Source organism: Leifsonia sp. GW821-FHT13C05 (assembly GCF_058806515.1).
In genome coordinates, this window is the sequence record NZ_JBXAPT010000001.1 from 24093 (window position 1) to 42517 (window position 18425).

General features: G+C 71.3%; 14 protein-coding genes. 10 read left to right on the forward strand and 4 right to left on the reverse strand.

The features are described from left to right. Positions 1-39 precede the first annotated feature (39 nt). Entirely contained in the window at positions 40-786 is a 747-nt protein-coding gene (locus AC1ROC_RS00120; protein ID WP_492997314.1) for a class I SAM-dependent methyltransferase, read from the forward strand. Between the two features lie 96 nt (positions 787-882). Beyond that, the gene (gene ychF, locus AC1ROC_RS00125) at positions 883-1956 is read left to right on the forward strand and encodes a redox-regulated ATPase YchF (RefSeq protein WP_492997316.1); all 1074 of its coding nucleotides are present in this window, start codon (positions 883-885) and stop codon (positions 1954-1956) included. A 28-nt stretch (positions 1957-1984) separates the two neighbouring features. Here the strand turns inward: ychF and AC1ROC_RS00130 are convergent, their stop codons facing one another. Continuing rightward, the gene (locus tag AC1ROC_RS00130) at positions 1985-2482 is read right to left on the reverse strand and encodes a DUF427 domain-containing protein (protein ID WP_492997318.1); all 498 of its coding nucleotides are present in this window, start codon (positions 2480-2482) and stop codon (positions 1985-1987) included. 35 nt (positions 2483-2517) lie between these two features. Here AC1ROC_RS00130 and AC1ROC_RS00135 point away from each other — a divergent pair, with 35 nt between their 5' ends. The 4 genes from AC1ROC_RS00135 (at position 2518) to AC1ROC_RS00150 (ending at position 4790) form a co-directional block, all read left to right on the forward strand. Next, the gene (locus AC1ROC_RS00135; protein WP_492997320.1) at positions 2518-3129 is read left to right on the forward strand and encodes an LON peptidase substrate-binding domain-containing protein; all 612 of its coding nucleotides are present in this window, start codon (positions 2518-2520) and stop codon (positions 3127-3129) included. Between the two features lie 113 nt (positions 3130-3242). Continuing rightward, positions 3243-3635: a DUF2510 domain-containing protein gene (locus tag AC1ROC_RS00140; protein WP_492997322.1), complete on the forward strand. Its 393-nt coding sequence runs from the start codon at positions 3243-3245 to the stop codon at positions 3633-3635. 70 nt (positions 3636-3705) lie between these two features. Then, positions 3706-4179, forward strand: coding sequence for a DUF8821 family protein (locus tag AC1ROC_RS00145; protein WP_434948971.1), 474 nt, complete (start codon positions 3706-3708; stop codon positions 4177-4179). Between the two features lie 44 nt (positions 4180-4223). Then, a complete protein-coding gene (locus AC1ROC_RS00150; RefSeq protein ID WP_492997324.1) occupies positions 4224-4790 on the forward strand; it encodes a GNAT family N-acetyltransferase in 567 nt (188 codons plus the stop codon). Between the two features lie 6 nt (positions 4791-4796). Here the strand turns inward: AC1ROC_RS00150 and AC1ROC_RS00155 are convergent, their stop codons facing one another. Beyond that, positions 4797-6011, reverse strand: coding sequence for an NAD(P)/FAD-dependent oxidoreductase (locus tag AC1ROC_RS00155; protein ID WP_492997327.1), 1215 nt, complete (start codon positions 6009-6011; stop codon positions 4797-4799). Position 6012: 1 nt separating this feature from the next. Continuing rightward, a complete protein-coding gene (locus AC1ROC_RS00160; RefSeq protein WP_492997329.1) occupies positions 6013-6780 on the reverse strand; it encodes an alpha/beta hydrolase family protein in 768 nt (255 codons plus the stop codon). A gap of 201 nt (positions 6781-6981) precedes the next feature. Here AC1ROC_RS00160 and AC1ROC_RS00165 point away from each other — a divergent pair, with 201 nt between their 5' ends. The 4 genes from AC1ROC_RS00165 to AC1ROC_RS00180 all read left to right on the forward strand — a co-directional run bounded on the left by AC1ROC_RS00165 (position 6982) and on the right by AC1ROC_RS00180 (position 16901). Beyond that, entirely contained in the window at positions 6982-7254 is a 273-nt protein-coding gene (locus tag AC1ROC_RS00165; RefSeq protein ID WP_492997331.1) for a hypothetical protein, read from the forward strand. A gap of 5 nt (positions 7255-7259) precedes the next feature. Further along, positions 7260-7634: a hypothetical protein gene (locus tag AC1ROC_RS00170; RefSeq protein ID WP_492997332.1), complete on the forward strand. Its 375-nt coding sequence runs from the start codon at positions 7260-7262 to the stop codon at positions 7632-7634. A 289-nt stretch (positions 7635-7923) separates the two neighbouring features. After that, on the forward strand, positions 7924-12078 hold the full coding sequence (locus tag AC1ROC_RS00175) for a hypothetical protein (RefSeq protein ID WP_492997334.1): 4155 nt from the start codon (positions 7924-7926) through the stop codon (positions 12076-12078). Beyond that, on the forward strand, positions 12075-16901 hold the full coding sequence (locus tag AC1ROC_RS00180) for a hypothetical protein (RefSeq protein ID WP_492997336.1): 4827 nt from the start codon (positions 12075-12077) through the stop codon (positions 16899-16901). The genes AC1ROC_RS00175 and AC1ROC_RS00180 overlap by 4 nt, the downstream gene beginning before the upstream one ends. 101 nt (positions 16902-17002) lie before the next feature. On the opposite strand, the gene AC1ROC_RS00185 is transcribed toward AC1ROC_RS00180, so the two are convergent. Continuing rightward, positions 17003-18424, reverse strand: a complete 1422-nt coding sequence (locus AC1ROC_RS00185) for an MFS transporter (RefSeq protein ID WP_492998887.1) — start codon at positions 18422-18424, stop codon at positions 17003-17005. Position 18425 lies beyond the last annotated feature (1 nt).

Sequence of the window (18425 nt, forward strand, 5' to 3'; positions counted from 1 at the left end):
CCGCGCATCCGGCGTCGCGGCGCGCGTAGCATCGGCAGCATGTACGAACGGAACGACCACGACGCCCACGCCCGCTCGTTCGACCTCGCCGCCGACGTCTACGACGCGGCGCGCCCCGGCTATCCGGCCGAGGCGGTCTCGTGGCTGATCGGCGACGCGAGCGGTCCGGTGATCGACCTCGGCGCCGGCACGGGCAAGCTCACCTCCGCCGTCGTGCAGCGCGGGTTCGAGGTCACGGCGGTCGACCCGTCGCCGGAGATGCTGCGCGTGCTGGGGGAGCGCATCCCGGGCGTCGGCGTGCGGCTGGGGACGGGGGAGAGCATCCCGGCGGACGACGATTCGGCCGGGCTGGTGCTGTCCGCGCAGGCGTGGCACTGGGTGGATCCGGAGCGTGCCGTGCCCGAGGTGGCGCGTGTGCTGCGGCCGGGAGGGGCGCTCGGGCTGGTGTGGAATTTCCGCGACGAGTCCGTCGACTGGGTGCGGCAGCTCGGCGAGCTGATGGACACCGGCGCCGCGTATGCGAGCGACGAGGTGGAGCCGGTGGTCGGCGCCCCGTTCGGCCCCCTGGACACGCACGAGGTGCGCTGGGTGCAGCCGATGACCGTCGACGGGATGCTCGACCTGGCGAGGTCGCGCAGCTACTTCATCATCAAGGATGCGGACACCCAGGCGGCGGTGATCGGGTCGCTGCGCAGGCTCGCGGCCGAACATCCGGAGCTGGCCGGGCGGGAGACGTTCGAGCTGCCGTATGTCACGAAGTGCTACCGGGCGGTGCTTGCGGGCTGAGGCGGGGCGGGCTGCGCTGCGGCGCAGGCGCTGGGGCGCCCGGATGCAGCGCTGGCGCGGACCCGGGCGGCGACCGGCCCCGTAGAATGGTCGATCGTGGCTCTCACTATCGCAATCGTCGGACTCCCCAACGTGGGAAAGTCCACCCTCTTCAACGCGCTGACCAAGAACACCGTGCTCGCGGCGAACTACCCGTTCGCCACGATCGAGCCGAACGTCGGCGTGGTGAACCTGCCGGACCCGCGGCTCGACAAGCTCGCAGAGGTGTTCGGCAGTGAGCGCATCCTGCCGGCTCCGGTGTCCTTCGTGGACATCGCGGGCATCGTGAAGGGCGCGAGTGAGGGCGAAGGTCTGGGCAACAAGTTCCTCGCCAACATCCGCGAGGCCGACGCGATCGCCCAGGTGGTCCGCGGATTCGACGACCCGGATGTGGTCCACGTCGCCGGCAAGGTGGATGCGGCAGGCGATATGGAGACCATCAACACCGAGCTGATCCTCGCCGACCTGCAGACCCTCGACAAGGCGATCACCCGCTACGAGAAAGAGGTCAAGGGCCGCAAGCTCGAACCGGTCGTCCTCGAAACCGCGCAGGCAGCGCACGCGGTCCTCTTCGAGGGCAAGCCGCTGTCGAGCGCGAAGATCGACCTCGAGCCGATCGCCGAACTCGGCCTGCTCACCGCGAAGCCTTTCATCTACGTCTTCAACGTGGACGAATCGGTCCTCACCGACGACGCCCGCCGCGCCGAACTGGCCGCGCTCGTCGCCCCGGCACAGGCGGTCTTCCTCGACGCGAAGCTCGAATCCGAACTCATCGACCTCGAGGCGGACGACGCTGCCGAGCTCCTCGCATCCACTGGCCAGACGGAGAGCGGCCTCGACCAGCTGGCCCGCATCGGCTTCGACACGCTCGGCCTGCAGACCTACCTCACCGCCGGCCCGAAAGAGTCGCGCGCCTGGACCATCCGCAAGGGCTGGAAGGCTCCGCAGGCGGCGGGGGTGATCCACACGGACTTCGAGAAGGGCTTCATCAAGGCCGAGGTGATTTCCTTCGACGACCTGGTGGATGCCGGGTCGGTCGCGGAGGCGCGGGCGCGCGGGAAGGCGCGCATGGAGGGGAAAGACTACGTGATGCAGGATGGGGATGTTGTGGAGTTCAGGTTCAACGTCTGACCGGCTTCACCGTGTGAATCCCCACCGTTCACCAGCCCCCTGACCCCGGCACCCCTTTGAACGGCCCAACGACGCCCTTCGTGATCCAGCCGCCGTAGAAGCCTCCGGGCTGCGGCGTGACGACCTCGCCGTCGACCGTGCACTCGTCCATCTGCTGCGCGTAGACGGCGACGCGGTCGCGGAGCAGTTCGAACCCGGGCGACGGATGCGGGTAGTTCCAGGCGCTCGCGGACCGCACCTCGCCTCCTCCGCGCACGTCGAGATATCGCGCGGTGCCCTTGAACTCGCAGAACGACGAACCGTCGGCGTCGGCCAGCGCGCCGGGTGCGAAGTCCGCGATCGGGATGTAGTAGACCGGCGGATGGCTGGTTTCGAGCACCCGGACGACGTCACGGGATTCGACGATGAGCTGCCCGCCCAGAAGGATCGTGACGGGCGCCATGACGCGCTCGACGCGCGGCGGCCTCGGGTAGTCCCAGACAGACTCCTGGCCCGTGGCTGGGATCTCGGGGCGCGGTCTGGACACCTGTTCACTCTACGTCTGCGGTGCTTCACTGGAGTATGGCCGCCTCACCGATGTTCCCGCTCGGATCCGTGTTGTTCCCGAGCGTGCCCATCCCGCTGAGGGTGTTCGAGCCGCGCTATCTCAGGATGGTCGGGCGGTTGCTCGACGAGGACGAACCGGGGTTCGAGTTCGGCGTCGTCCTCATCGAGCGCGGGTCCGAAGCCGGGGGTGGCGACCAGCGCGCATCGGTCGGGACGATGGCGCGCCTGGCGAGCGTCGCCGCGGGCGCCGACGACCTGCTCATTGTCGGTGTTGGCACCCGGCGGTTCACGGTCGAGCGCTGGGTCGACGAGGACCCGTATCCCCGGGCCGAGCTCTCGATGCTGCCGGAACTGGAGTGGTCCGAGGCGCTCGCACCTCTGCGGACCGAGGCGGAAGCGCTTGTCCGCCGCGCGATCGCGCGCGTCGCGGAGCCGCAGTCGGATGCCGATATCGAGCTGTCGGAGGATCCCGTCGAAGCCGTGTGGCAACTGGCGGCGATCGCCCCGCTGGGCGAGTACGACAGGTACACGCTGCTGAGGTCGACGACGATGGGGGGTCTGCTGCGGCAGCTGATCGATCTGGTGCTCGACGCTGAGGAGCTGTGGTCCGCCGAGGGAGGCGTCTGACAGCCGCTCCTCGCCGCGATCCTCTGACCGTCGACACACCCTGGCACCCTGCACCGGCGCGCTCGCCCTTACGCCAGAATTCGACTCAGATCATCGAATGAGAGGCGAAGGTTTTGGCGACTGATGCGCAGGCGGGATGGTACGACGACGGGTCGGGGACGATGCGGTGGTGGGACGGTCAGACCTGGACCGACAAGGTTCAGTCTCCGCCTCCTCCCGAAGGCGGGATCAGCGGCGTGATCGGCCGGATCGAGGCTGATGCCGTCGCCGGTGGTCGCCCGCGGCCGGCTCCGGAGGGGATGAGCTATGTCGTGCTCCAGGTCATCCTGAAGGAGAAGATGTGGGGTACGGGGTCGGGCAACCTGACGGAGCTCGAGAAGACGATCAACAAACAGGCGGCCCTCGGTTATCGGCTGCACACCATCTCGACGGCGGCCTCCGGCAGCAAGGGACTCGGCGGCGGAGACCGGATTCAGGCGACGATGGTCTTCGAACGGCTGTACTGACACACGCCGACACGCCACCGGCTCGCGCTAGCGTTGTCCCACACACAGCACCACACGCAAGGAGCCCCGCATGCCCTACACCGTCGACTTCGTCACCGTCTCCACCATTGGCTTGGAGTCCTCCCCGGTCGCCGACGCGCTCGCGGGGCTTCGCGCCAACGAGGCGCGGTATTTCCATAACAAGTATGATCACGACTTCACCGTCGGCTCGGTGGATGAGCCGGGGGAGGCGGCGGACGCGCTCGCGTGGGTGACGCGCATCCTGAAGGAGGAGCGGGACATCACCATCGCATCCCGGCCGCTGGAGGCGACCGCGTTCGAGGTCGACGGCATCCGGATGGCGTACGTGTTCTACGAGTCCGGGCTGTCGATCAACGTGATGTACACGATCGAGGAGGCGGGCAAGCGGGCCGTCGGGCTCAAGCTGTCCGACGGCATGGAGGTTCCCGCTGAACTGGCCGAGAAGTTCAAGTTCGCCAGGCAGAAGTCGAAGCTGGCCGGGACGATCCGCGGCTCGTTCTTCGTGATCAAGGGCGAGTACTAGCCCGTCCGGTGCCGGATGTCGGTGGCGGCGGGTAACGTGCTGCCATGTCCATAGAGGTGCTGCCGGCGACCGGGCGCTGGGACGACTTCGCGACGTTCATGGTGCCGCGCAAGCCCGGTGGTGGCGGGTGTGTGTGCATGTCGTACCGGGATGCGCGACTCGGGATGCCCGAACGGATCGAGTACATGAAGTCCGAGTGCTCGGCGGAGCCGGGGCCGGGAGTGCTCGTGTATCTCGACGGCGAGGTGGCGGGATGGTGTTCCGTCGCGCCGAAATCCACGTACCGGCGGCTGATGAACTCGCGGACCATCCCGCACCTCGACGAGGACCGCGATCCGTGGTCCATCGTGTGCTTCGTGGTGCGCGGTGGCTACCGCAAGCGCGGGCTGATGCACGACCTGCTGGACGGCGCGGTGGAGCACGCACGCGCATCCGGTGCCGCGATGGTGGAAGGGTATCCGGTGGATACCGGCGGGGAGCGCGTGGATGTGATCAGCGGGTACGTGGGGACGGTCGAGCTGTTCGAAAAGCACGGGTTCTCGCGGGTGCAGGCGACGGACGCGCACTCGGGGGCGACGCAGCGGTGGGTGATGCGGCGGGAGCTGGGGTGACGCCCCTCACACCGTTGCGTCGACCGGCGACAGGAACCCGGTCGCCGGGACGGCCGCCTCGCCCGTGAGCACGGCGGCGAGGCGTTCGCCGACCAGGGGGCCCATCGTCAAGCCCGCCGCGCCGAAGCCGGCGTTCACGAAGAGGCCGTCCAGCCCGCGGAGGGCGCCGACCACCGGGAGGTCGCCGTCGGCCAGCGGGCGCAGGCCGACGCGGGTCTCGATGACGGTCGCATCGGCGAGGCCGGGCGCGACCGAGAGCGTGTTCGCGAGGACCTGACGCTGGCCCTCCGCGGTCACCCGCGGGTCGAACCCCGAGCCGGTCTCGCGGGTCGCGCCGACCACCACGCGCGCGTCGTCGAACGCGACCAGGTAGTGGCTCGCCACCGGGTGCACCGATGGCCAGGAGCGCGTGTCGGCACCGTCGACGCGCAGGTGGGTGATCTGGCCACGCTGGGGCTCCACCGGGATGCGGCGGCCGAGCGGTTGAAGCAGTCGGTTGGTCCAGGCGCCCGCGGCGAGCACCACAGCGTCCGCGTGGATGCGGCGGCCGTCGACCTCGATGGCCCAGCCGGTCGCATCCACCGGGGCGGCGGGTGCGACCGCATCCTCGGCGGCGATGGGTGCGCGCGCATCCACGGGGACGATGGATGCGGTGCCCGGCACCATCGTCGCCCCGAGACTCTGCGCCGCGGCGAGGAGCCCAGCGCGCAGAGCACGGCCGTCGACCCGCGCGCCGCCGGAGATGTGCAGCGCGTCGAAGCTGTCGCCGAGGGGTGGAAACAGCTCGCGGGCGCGACTGTTCGGGATGCGGGAGACCTCGCCGATGGACTGCGCCCGCGGGGCCCGGGTGGCGAGGCGCGCCTCGATCTCATCGAGCACGTGGGCGTCGCGGTTGACGATGAGCGCCCCCGACCGGCGGTAGCCGATGTCGTGCACGCCCGCGGCCGCGAGCTGGGAGATGAGTTCCGGGTAGTGGTCGGCGCTCGCCGCGTACAGGTCGTAGAACGGGCCGGAGGCGGCCGAGCTCCAGGGCTGGATGATGCCGGCGCCCGCCGCGGTCGCCTGGCCGGGGAAGTCTCCATCGACCAGGGACACCGCGACGCCGCGACGGGCGAGGGAGAACGCGGTCGCTGCGCCGGCGACACCGGTGCCGACGATGATCGCCGAGGCGCGGGTGGGGGTGGGGCCAGTGGTGGGGCCGGTTCCGGTTGCGCTCGCCATCTCACACCACCCCGTCCACGAACGCCGCCACCTGAGACACCAGCAGCTCCCGCACCGCGGCGGCGGGGAACGGGGACGACGCGAGCACCCGCATCCCGTGGTCGGCGCCGGGTACCGGGACCACCCGGATGCTCGGGCGTCCCTCGGTCTCGGCGGCGACGGTGGCCGCGGTGCCGAACGTGTCGCGCTCGCCCTGCAGTACCAGCACGGGCACGTCGGGGGTGAGCAGTTCGTCGAGCCTGCTCGCGTCCGGCCGGCCCGGTGGATGCAGCGGGAACGCCAGGCAGACCACGGCGGCTGCCCCCGTGGATGCGGCGGTGCGGCAGGCCACGCGGGCACCGGCGCTGCGGCCGCCCACCAGGATGGGCAGGCCGTCGGCGATCTTCTCGACGGCGGGGGCGGTTTCGAGCCAGGCGGTGTCGAGGGCGGCGGGGCGGGAGGCGACGCGTTTGCCGGCGACGCGCCACGGCTGCTCGTAGCGGACGACAGTGATCCCGAGGGATGGAAGGGCGGCGGCCAGGGCGGCGAGGTCGACCGCTTCGATGCCTCCGCCTGCTCCGTGGCCGAGCCAGAGGACCGCCCGCGGGCGCGGAGCGGCAGCGGCGGCGGCGGCCTCGGCGGAGGTGGCAGGCGTTCCGGACTTGGCGTGCGTGGAGGACTCGGCGGACGTGGCGGTCGCGGCAGACGCGGCGATCGCCTCCGCGGCAGACACAGTAAGCCGCCCGGGCCCGAGGGTCGTCTCGACGGTGACGATATCGGCGGTGCGCATAAACCGACGCTACCGCTCCCTGGCGCACGTGCCTGGTGGACCATCCCGTCCACCTTATTTAGAGTTTCTCTCACATTCGTCTGGCGTGTCGTGTGTGGGGAGGAGCATAATCGGGCGCGTCACGGCCTTCTGCCGGCCGTCGAGGGGTGAGTGCGACCCTGCTCGAAGGAACGCGGAAACAAAGCCATCTGGAGGCGTGCCATGTCAGCGTGGGACGACAGTCATTGGGTTCAGGGATATACAGCCGTCATCAACAACGTCTTCACCGGGGGAGGCAGCTCCTGGATCGACTTCAGTCATGAGCTGGGGCGCGTCGGGTGGAGGCGCATCTGGGCCGACACCGATGCGGAGCGGTCGAACATCCTGGCCGTCGCTACTGCGGCGATGGCGACGGGGAAGCGGCTGCAGTACCGGGCGACCAACGCGGGCGGGCCGAACAATCTCGCCCAGATCACCGCACTGCAGACGGTCTGACGCTCATGGAGCACGAAGTGCTGCCGTGGGGCGACGTCGGCCGGACGGACGGGGACGTCGACGAGCGGGCGAACCCGCGGCACGATGCGTACGACGCGAAAGACGTCGGACCGTTCGCCGAGCTGGACAGGACGGAAGACAACGACGAGCGGGCTGTGCCTCGGGATGCGGTCCGCGACGAACCGGGGGAGCTTGCGCCGCTCGGTGACCTCGACCGGATCGACGACGACGCGGACGCCGACGAGCGGGCCGTGCCACGGGATGCGGTCCGCGACGAACCAGGGGACCTGGCGCCGCTCGGCGACATCGACAGGAACGACGGAGACACCGACGAACGGGTGCATCCGCCGGAAGGGCGCGACCGGGAGGCCGCGTACTGAAACGTCACGCTGCGGGCAGTGGCAGACTCCCGCAGCTGGGCGGTCGCCGGACACGGCACAGTGCCGGGTCCGGCGGCGCACGACAGCAGGATGCACGACAGCAGGATGCACGACAGCAGGATGCACGCAGCAATCCGGCGTCAGTCGAAGAAATCTCAGAAAACCCTGGCGCAGACGGTGGGTGCCGGAGCATACTTTCTCCGTCAACGGCATCGTTCCAGCCGCCGGGCTGAAGCGGACACCCTGCTCTCGAAGACTTTCCAAGACTTTCGATGAGAACGGTGAGCCCATGTCTGCAGGGCAGAACAACAGAAAACGGCAGGACGAACTACGCGCGACGGGCGGCGCAGGGGCCGCACCGACACCCGCGGCCGGGTCCACGAGACGCTCGAAAGCAGCGGCAGACCCCGGGACCGCGAAAGCCGGCGCCGCGCGCGGCCGGCGGGCGCCGGCGAAAGCCGAACCCGAGGCGCCCCCGGCCACCATCACCCCCACCCTGCGCTTCGCCGCGTCGTGGAGGAGGGTCGGCCATCCGGGGATCGCGTTCGGGGGGCCGGACCTCGCAGCGAGCACAGACATCGTCGCCGACCTGATCCGTCCGGAGGATCTGCTCGCCCTCACCGTCACCTTCACCGGATGCACCCTCACCGAGGGCGCCAACCCGACCATCACGCCAACGCCCGCGCCCGGCGCACCCGCGCCCGCACCCGGCGCCCCCGACGCCGCCCACCCGTCCACCATGACGGTCGACTTCGCGTTCCAGCACCTGCACGAGGAGGCGCTCTACGAGGCGCCCACCGGTCCGCCGGCGCTCATCGTCGACCCCGTCACCGGGAAGCCGATCGCAGACCCGGCGACGCCGTCCCCGCCGGGCGCGACCGTGCATCCGATCGTCGGGCACCGTCCGGCGCGCGGGTCGCGGCTGGTGTTCGCGATTCCGGACGGCGAGAGCATCCCGTTCACGTCGGAGGGCCTCCTGGCTGCGATCACCCGGCTCGAGCCTGTACTGCATCCCCTGGCCGCGCCGTCAGGAACGGCGCCCGCCCCGTGGAACCCGGGCGACAACCCGGCCGCCGCCCAGCAGGGCGCAGGGGCGAAGGCGGGCGGGTTCGAGCAGCGCGTCGTCGTCGGGAAGGGGATCGTCGCCACGCTCACCGGCGGCGGGGTGGTCCTGGAGACGGTGACCGCCGCCCAGCAGCGGAAGGTCGCCGGTCCCGTCACGCTCGACAACCTCGTCTCGAACGCGAAGGCGCTCGGGCAGGTGCGCGCCTCCCTGTCCGCCGTCCGCCCGGTCGTGTCCGACGGGGTGAAGCTCGGCGGGCTTGACGGCGACCTGGTCGATGCCGTGCCGCGCGGCCCGATCCTGGACGGCCCGATCCTGGGCGGCGGCTTCGGGAACCTGCCGCGCACCCGCCCCATCCTCAGCGACAAGCCGGATCGCGGGCAGACCGCCATCGAGGCTCCGTTCCGGCTGATGATCTCGCCCACCGCAGACGGCCGCTGGGCGCACGCCGTCGCACCCGTGCCGAGTGCGACGGCTCCCGGGTTCGTCGAGCTGTGGCACTCGCGGCTCGGGGTCGCCTCCGACGACCCGGCAGCACCGGATGAGCGGGACGCCGACCACCGGGTAGTTCGCGCGATCTGGACGCGCGACAGGGACAGCGTCACCGCCGCGCAGTGGCAGTCCGCGGCCATCGACCAGGCGGGAGGCGCGTTCACGGTCCCCCCGCTCGGCGGCGATGCGCCGTTCCGGGCGTCGCTGAACGCCGCCGACCGGCACCGGCTGGTGCGGCAGACCTCCGAGTCGTGGCTGGCGAAAAACCGGCGAAGCCGCATCGACCCTCTCCCGGTCGGGGCGAAGGCGCTGTGGCTGTCCGGGCTCGGCGCGACCCTCGACCTGCACGGTGCCTGGCCCACCCTGCCATACTCGCTCGCCGGTCTCGCCTCGGTGCTCGCCTGGGACCACCAGGCTCCGTTCGGCCGGGACCAGTACGTGCGCGTCGCATATCCGGGATACCTGTTCCCGCTCGGACACAAGGCGGCGCTGATCAAGGTAACGGAGCGGAAGATGAAAGCGGCGACCGGCGGGTCGTACGCCGGGCTGTACCAGCGCAAGTTCATCGTGCTGCTGGAGCGCACGCGCAGCTACGCCGGTCAGCGGGACTTCCCGTTCGCGTCCATCGAGCTGCAGCCGTCCGTCACCCCGGTGATCGACGACCCCGGCGCGCAGGAGAACTCGTCGTTCTGGCCGACCATCGGCGGGCAGCGGTTCCGCTGGGTGGTGAACACCGTCGACAGGGACACGCAGCCGATCCGGCTGAGCTTCCCGATGCTGTGGGTGAGCGAGTCCGTGCAGCCGCCCGACTTCGCCACGGTCATCCACGCCAAATACGACACCGACCCGGACAGGGAGGTGGCGGCGCACGGACAGCGGATCGCGTTCGCGCCGCGCCCGTCGACCGGATCGGGGGACGCGCAGGCGGAGACGCAGACCGTCCGGCTGCTCGGCACCCCGGTGGTCGGCTCGTCGACCCCGACGATGAGCTCCGCCGACGTGGTGCTCCCCGCCGTGCAGCACCTGTCCGCCACGCCGAGCCTGCCGGTCTCGTACGCCAAGCAGTTCCTCTCCACCGGGCTGGACGCCGGCAACCCCGGCCAGGTGTGGGCGAACGTCCTGGCGGACGACGGGACCATCACGGCAGCGGACTTCCCCGACCTCACCGCGCACGGCATCCCGTTGCCCTCCCTGTCGTTCGGCGGGGCCGGCTCGACCAGCGGCACGGACAAGGGCGGCGGGTTCGTCGCGCCGAACCTGCCGATCCGCGGCGTCTCCGCCCTGTCCGGCCCGGTCGGCGACATCGACAACGCCATCGACCTCGACTTCAACCCCGTCGACTACCTCAAGGGTGCGTTGCCCAAGCTGTTCGGGCTGGTCGATCTGGTCGACGTGATCGAGGCGGTCACCGGGGAGCCGCTCGCCCTGCCGAAGGTCGTCTCGCAGGCGGTGCAGCTGATCGAGGGCTTCCTCGACGACGTGCAGCGGCTGCGGGATGCGGTCGAGCAGGCCGTGCGGGATGCGCAGCTCGCCGTCGACAAGGCGGCCGACCGCTCGCAGGACGCGGTGGCGAAGGCCACGGCGATCCGGGACAGCGTGCTGGCGTCGAAGAACACCATCGTGTCGCTCGTGACCGCGTTCCCCGGCCAGCTCGCCGGAGCGGTGGCGTCGCCGCCGACCGTCACGCCCGCTGAGTTGCAGGGCGCCATCGGGCAGCTCGGCGCCGCGCTCGACGGGGTGCTCGCCATCGGCGGCCTCCCGGTGTTCGCCGCCAACCAGCTGGCGTCGCTGAAGAAGGCCATCGACCCGATCGTCGCCGACGTGGATGCCGCGCTCAAGGCCATCGACTTCCTCCGCGGCCTCGCCTCCGACAGCCCGCAGGTGCGCTTCCGGTTCGAGTGGAAGCCGGAGATGCGGTCGTGGCCGGCGGGAGACCCCATCCTGAGCCTGCAGAAGGACAGCCTGGTGATCGCCATCGACGGCCGGGCGAGCGCGACCGGCGACGTCACGGTGGACGTGCTCGCCGAGCTGCGCGACTTCCAGCTGAACCTCCTGCCGGGCGCCCCGCTCATCCGGGTGCCGTTCGAGCACATGTCGTTCAAGGCGGGCTCCAACGGCAAGACCGACGTGGATGTGGTGCTGGGCGACCTGAAGTTCGTCGGCCTGCTCTCGTTCGTTGAGGTGATCAAGGAGCTGATCCCGTTCGACGGGTTCTCCGATCCGCCGTTCCTGGACGTGTCGCCGTCCGGCCTGAGCGCTGGCTTCACCCTCGCGCTGCCGAACGTGGCCATCGGCGTCTTCAACCTGTCGAACATGTCGCTCGGCGCCGACGTGCAGGTGCCGTTCCTCGGCAAGAGCGTCACCGTCGGGTTCAACTTCTGCACCAGGGAGCGGCCGTTCACGCTCGCCGTCGTGTTCCTCGGCGGCGGGGGCTGGTTCGGGATGCGCATCGGGCCGAAGAAGCTGGAGATCTTGGAGATCGGGCTGGAGGCCGGGGCGTGCCTCGCCGTCGACCTGGGCGTCGCCTCCGGGTCGATCTCGGCGATGATCGGGATCTACATCCGGTTGGAGGCGGACGCCGGCTCGCTCACCGGCTACTTCCGGCTGCGCGGCGAGGTGGATGTGCTCGGCCTCATCTCCGCGTCGATCGAGCTCTACATGGAGCTCGTGTACCAGTTCAACACCGGCAAGATGGTCGGCCGGGCGACGATCACGGTGCAGGTGAAGGTGCTGTTCTTCTCCGCCTCCGTGCAGATCAGCGCCGAACGGCAGTTCGCCGGCTCGAACGGAGACCCGAGTTTCCGCGAGGTGATGTGCGAGCCGGACGGCACATCACCGGCGTGGAGCGACTATTGCGAAGCATTCGGCGCGGAAGGGGTGCCGGCATGAGCACCGAGACATTCATGACGACCGTGCTCCCTCGGTCGACGAGGCCAGACGCCGACGCCCACGTCTCGGTGTTCGTCAGCCCGAAGCTGGTGCCGGATGCCGCGACCGCCAGGCTGGACACGTTCGCGCTGTTCCCGCACTGGGCGGCGCAGGTGCTCGACGGGCTCACGATCGAGCTCGCCGACGACGCAGGCGCCATCGACTGCACCGTCGCGACCACCGCGGCACTCGCACCGGATGCGGGCGTCTGGGACACGATCTTCCCTCCGGACACCCCGGTGAGAGGCAACCCCGTCCCTCGGCTCGACCAGAACAGGTGGCGCGGGTTCTCCGCGCGATCGGTGCACGACATCGGCAAGCTGGTGCACCTGGCGACCGTGCTGTCCGACCCGACGAGCCCGCCGGCGCCGTCCGCGCATCCACTGGCCCAGCAGGCGCTCGGGATGGCGCAGCGCTGGCCGGTGCACGGAGGAGACGACCGCCGTAGACCCGAGTTCGACGAGGCCAGGCTGACGGCGTTCCTGGACGAGTCGATCGAGACCGACGCGGAGCCGCAGGAGATCTCGCGGAGGATCGCCGCCAACGAGGAGTGGTTCCTGCGCGCACTCGGCGAGCTGCACCGGGCCAGGCGGTACTACGAGCGACCCGAGTCCGCGCAGCCGTATCAGGAGGTGCCGGACACCCAGCCGGTCGGTCTCCCTCGGCAGGGCCCGGAGTTCCACGAGCGGGTCGGCACGATCGGCGACCACCCAGCGTTGCTGAGGAAGACCGGGCTGGTGATCGACCTGCGGGTGACCGAACCGGCGAGGCTGCTCTCGTCGCGCTGGCTGACCGCGGTGCTGACGGTCGGCGGGAACGCGACGGCGTGCCGCCCGACGCACGTGTTCGTGCGCGCCCTCGGCGACGGCACGTTCGTGACGGTCGCGCAGACCGGCGACTGGATCGACGGGTCGCTCGCCATCGGCGACGACAGCCTGTTCTCGGTGCTCGACCTCGACGCCGACGGCACGGCGCTCAAGACGGAGCGGTTCCTCTGGACGCTGCCCCGGCTGCTGCACGTGCAGGACAACGACGACCCGGTCAACGCCGCCACCCCGGCGATGCGCGCGAGCGGCCTGACCGTCTCCCGCGCGGAGGAGGCGCAGAGCGCGAAGGACCAGCTGGCACACCAGGCCGCGCTGGAGACCACGGCCGTGCCCGACCTGTTCACCGAGCAGGTCACCCGCGGGATGCGCGTAGAGGTCTGGGACGACACCGTGCGCACCTGGTCGTCGCTGCACGCCCGGCTCGCCGACATCGACGCCCGCCACGACGACGGCACGTACACCCCGGTGTTCACGGCGCTCCCCGAGCAGGGGTTCATCCAGGGGACGGTGGCCAACCAGACGCCGGGGGATCCGGCGAACCCGGTGAACGTGCACGAGGCGGTGTTCGGCTGGGAGGGCTGGAGCCTGTCCGCTCCTCGGCCGGGCAAGCGCGTGCGCAACGAGCAGCAGGTGGTCGACGGACGCGAGCAGACGGTGGAGGTGGTCGAAGACGTGCCGGACGACGTGCCGGACCCGACGCATCCACTGCGGTTCGCCAACCGGGTGGCCCCCGGAACGCTGCCGCGGCTGCGATTCGGCCGGTCGTACGCGTTCCGCGCCTGGCAGGTCGACCTCGCCGGCAACACCCGCGCCGACGAGCTCAACCCGCAGCCGCTGCCGCCTGGACCGCCGCCCGAGGTGCTGCTCGCCGGGCTGCAGACGGTGCCGCCTCCGCTCTTCGACGCACCGGGCGCGACGATCGGGCCCGTGCTGTCCGGGCTGCGCGACGGGACGGCCGCGCTGCACGAGGCGCGGCTCGCGGTGGAGGACGCCGCGCTCACGACCGAGGAGACCATCCAGGCCGACGACAGGCAACCGGATGCGGCGGAGACCCTGCGCGGAGCGTTCGCGGCCGCGCCCGCCGGCGCCGTGCCGAGTGCGGTGATCGACGGGCTGCTCGGACGGGTGCGGGCGACGGTGCCGGCCGGCCCGGCCGCCGCCAGGCAGGCGGCGGGCGCAGCGCCCGCCTTCGGCCGAGCCGCCGACCGCCGCAGCCTCGTGGATGCGGCCTTCGCCGCGGCCGTCGTCGACCCCGCGATCCCGTTCGCCGAGCCGACGATCACGCGCGACCCGTCGCGGCTCGCCGCCGTCGCCGCCGCCCAGCTCACCGGTCAGCCCGAGTTCCAGGGCGGCGCTGGTGTCGCGCTCGACCCCGCCGTGGTCGCCGCAGCGCTCCGCGCCGCGATGAAGAAGGTGACCCCGCTCGTCCCGTTCCTGCGCTGGGACCCCGTCCCGTCTCCGGCCCTGGTGCCGCGCCGCCGCTTCACGGAGGGGGAGTCTCTGCGTGTGCTCGTGGTGCGCTCCGGCGTGACCCAGGATCCGGAGACGCTCGCGATCACTGTGACGGAGCCTGCGGCATACGCGGCGAGCGTCGACGCCGCACACGGCTACGGCGCAGACACCGAACGCCACCTGGCTGCGCCGAAGACCAGCCAGATCCAGGCGGAGCAGCACGGCGAGTTCGACGCGGCCATCGGCGACGGCCAGACCGCGGCGCAGCGTGCTGCAGCGCAACGGGAGGCGCTCGCCGCGATCCTCCGCGAGAACGGCAGCTTCTTCGACGTGGACGTGGCCGACCTCTCCACGGTTGGCGCGCGCATCCAGCAACCGGGCATGGCGCTGCTCAGTCAGACCCTCGAAGCGGACGGAAGCCAGCCCGTGCCCTCCCCGGCAAACGGGCTCAGGATGCTCGCCCTGCGGCCGGGGGAGCTCCCCGATCCCGACCCGGCCGTCGAGCGGCTGCGCCTGCGACCGGGGGACGCGCCTGCACCAGGACAGTACGTGGTGCACGACGTCGACGAGCTGGAGCTGCCGTACCTGCCGGACCCGCTGGCCGACGGGGTCAGCCTCGTCTTCCCGGAGGCGGGTGCAGGCCGGACCATCCGCTTCCCGTTCGGCACGGAAGGGTTCACCGCCGCATACCGGGGCGATTGGCCGGAGCGGAAGCCGTTCCTGCTGTCGCTGGAGGGCGGCGACGTGCTCGACTCCGCCGTCGCGGGCGGCCGCATCCGGTTCATGCTGCCCCCGGGCGACGTGCAGCGGGCGCGGCTGGCGAGCAGCCTCGTCCGCTCCCGGCTCGACTGGCTCGGGGTCTGGCGCAGCTTCGCCGCCGTGCTTCAGCAGACGCCAGAGGTGCGCGAGGCCGCTGTCGACGGCTGGCTGTGGGGCCTGACCCCGTTCGAGGACCTCACCTTCGTGCACGCCGTGCCCCGCCCGCTCGTCGCACCGCGGCCGACCGTGCTGCACGCCTTCCGGGTGCCGGGGGACACCTCCGCGTTCCTGTTCGGCGGGGTCGACGTCGACGGGCAGAGCACGGACAGCATCACCGCGCAGGCGTCGTGGGACGAGCCGGTCGACGACATCGCTCAGGATGCGCCGTCCACCAGCCACACCGACGCCATCGCGTTCACGACGGCCATCGTCGCCGACGAGCAGGTGGCGGTGCTCGCCGGGCACGACGCGGTCGTGACGCTTCCCGGCTACGGTCCGCTGCGCACCCACGAGTCCACGCACCGGTTCGCGGACACCAAGCACCGCCGCGTCTCGTACTTCTTCCGGGCGGCGACGCGGTTCCGCGAGTATTTCGCGCCGGAGCTGCTGCGCGGCGATCCGGCGAATCCGCTGGACGACGGCGCGAGCGTGATCGGGGAGACGGTGGAGGTCTCCGTGCCGTCGAGCGCGCGCCCTGCCGCTCCGCTCATCCACTCGGTGCTTCCGCTGTTCCGCTGGAACGAGGGCGTCGAACCCGAGCAGCCGATGGCGCGGCGAGTCACCAGGCAGGCCGGGGTGCGCATCTACCTGCAGCGCCCGTGGTACTCCAGCGGGGAGGGCGAGCTGCTCGCGGTGCTGCTCGCGGCCAACGGGAACGACGCCTTCGGCGAACCGGCCGACGATCCCGGTACAGGCTTCCCGTACGTGAGCCAGTGGGGCGGCGACCCGATCTGGCTGAGCGCCCCCGTGGCCGCCCGGCCGCTGAAGACCCTGCAGCTGGACGATCTGCTGCACGCCTCCGGCATCGACGACGAGCCGCGCCCCGGCCGACCGGTGACCCCGGCTGTATCTCTCCCACTCCCCGCCGGGGTCACTGACAGGAACGTGCTCGCGGTCGGTTACCGGCCGCAGTACAGCGCGGAGCGGAAGCTCTGGTTCGTGGACATCGCGATCGACCCCGGCACGGCGTTCTGGCCGTTCGTGCGACTCGCGGTGGCGCGCTACCAGCCGGACAGCGTCGCCGGGGAGCACCTGTCGTGGCCGGTGCGCTGCGATTTCGTGCAGCTCACCCCAGAGCGGATCGCGAGCGTCAGCCGCACGGACGACACGCACGTCAGGGTGGTGGTCAGCGGGACGCGCGGGATCACCCGCGACACCACGGCGCCGCGGTTCGGGCTGGAGGGGGCGTTCGCGCGCCCGGTGGACGAGAACCGGCTGCTGGTGGCGAGCATCCAGACCGTCGACCCGTCGATCGGCGGCGATCTGGGCTGGCGCACGGTGGCGACCGGCGAGCTGGTGCTGCGTGGCACGGGAGCGAACGCGTTCGAGGGCGCCTGGGTGGGCGAGCTGGACGCCGGAGTGGTGATCCCGCTCAGCAGGCCGGGCCATAACCCGGGCTGGCGGGTGCACGTGGAGGAGTGGGAACGCTTCCCCGGCGATCCGCCTGCGCCGGAGGACACGCGCGTCTACCCGGATGGACGCGTCTGGGAGCAGCGCCTCGTGTTCGCGGCCGACGTGGAGCTGTAGCGCGGGCGCGGCTTCCGCTCGCGCGGAGATCGCGGCGCACGTCGCGCGCGATCTCCGGTGTTGCGGAGTGCGCCGCGGCGCGTCGGCCACCATCTCCGCTTCTACGGAGCGGCCGCCGCCTCCGCCGTGCCGCGCGGGCGCACGAAGACGAGCAGCGCCAGGTGCACGACGGCGAGCCCGGTCGCGATGCCCACCGCCGCCAGCCACGTGGATGCGGTGGTCCCGTCGGTGAACAGCAGCCCGAGCATCGTGGTCGCCACGATCGCCCCGACGTAGCGTGAGGTCTGGAAGATCCCGGCCGCGACGCCCGCATCCTGCGGCCTGGCCGCCGAGTAGAGCGCCTGGTTCATCGCGATGCTCACCACGCAGTACGGCACGCCGAGCACGGCCGTGAGCACCAGCACCACGACCGGCGCCGTCGTCGTCGCCCCGACCGCGAGCAGCCCGGCTCCGACGATCAGCGCGGACGCTCCCCAGAGCAGTGTGGTGCGCACGCCGACGCGCTCGATGGCGCGCGCCGCGAACGGCGTGGCGACGATCGTCACCGCCGCGAGGGGGAACATCAGCAGCCCGGCGATGCCCGCCGAGTATCCGCCGTACTCCTGCAGGTACTGCGGCAGGCCGAAGAACGCCGAGTAGTAGACCACGTTGAACACCGCGAAGCAGAGGTAGACCATCAGCAGCCGCCGGTTCGCCGCGAGCAGGCGCAGGTCGAGGAACGGATGGGCGGTGCGCAGCTCGCGCCAGACGAACAGCGCCCCGGCCAGGATGCTCACCGGCAGCAGCCACCACAGCGGCTGCGGCCGCAGGTCGAGCAGGAACACCAGCAGCGTCGCCAGCGCCGTCACGAACGCGACGATGCCCGGGATGTCCGACTCGGCCACCACCTGCCGCAGCGGAGCCTTCACGCGCTCGGGGTCGCGCGGCGCGAACAGCCACACCCCGGCGAACGCGACGGCGGCGATCGGGACGTTCACCCAGAAGATCGCCTGCCAGCCGAGGAACGTCACCAGCACCCCGCCGAGCACCGGCCCGATGGCGGCCCCCGAGGTGTTGGCGATCTGGATGCGCCCGAGCAGCCGCGGTGTCGCCGCCCGAGACGCTGTGCCACCGCCGCCGCCGCTCGCAGCCGCCGCCGTGATCGACCGCAGCATCGCGATGGCGGACGGGAACGCCGTCGCCGTGCCGATGGCGAGAGCCACCCGTCCGGCGCAGACCGCGACGAAGGAGGACGCGAACGGGGTGAGCGCGCAGGAGACGGCGACCACGAGCATCCCGAACAGGAACAGTCGTCGTGGGCCGAACCGGTCGGCGAAGCGTCCCATCAGCGGCTGGCCGGCGGCCGACGCCAGGTAGAAGGACGTGATGACCCAGGTGACCGTGGCGATGTCCACCCGGAAGCTGTGCTGCAGCGATACCAGCGCCACCGCGATCATCGACGAGTTGAGCGGGTTCAGCAGCGTCCCGACGCTGAGCGCTGCGACGGCGGCGCCCGGGCGTCTGGCTTCGGTCACGCCCTCCAGC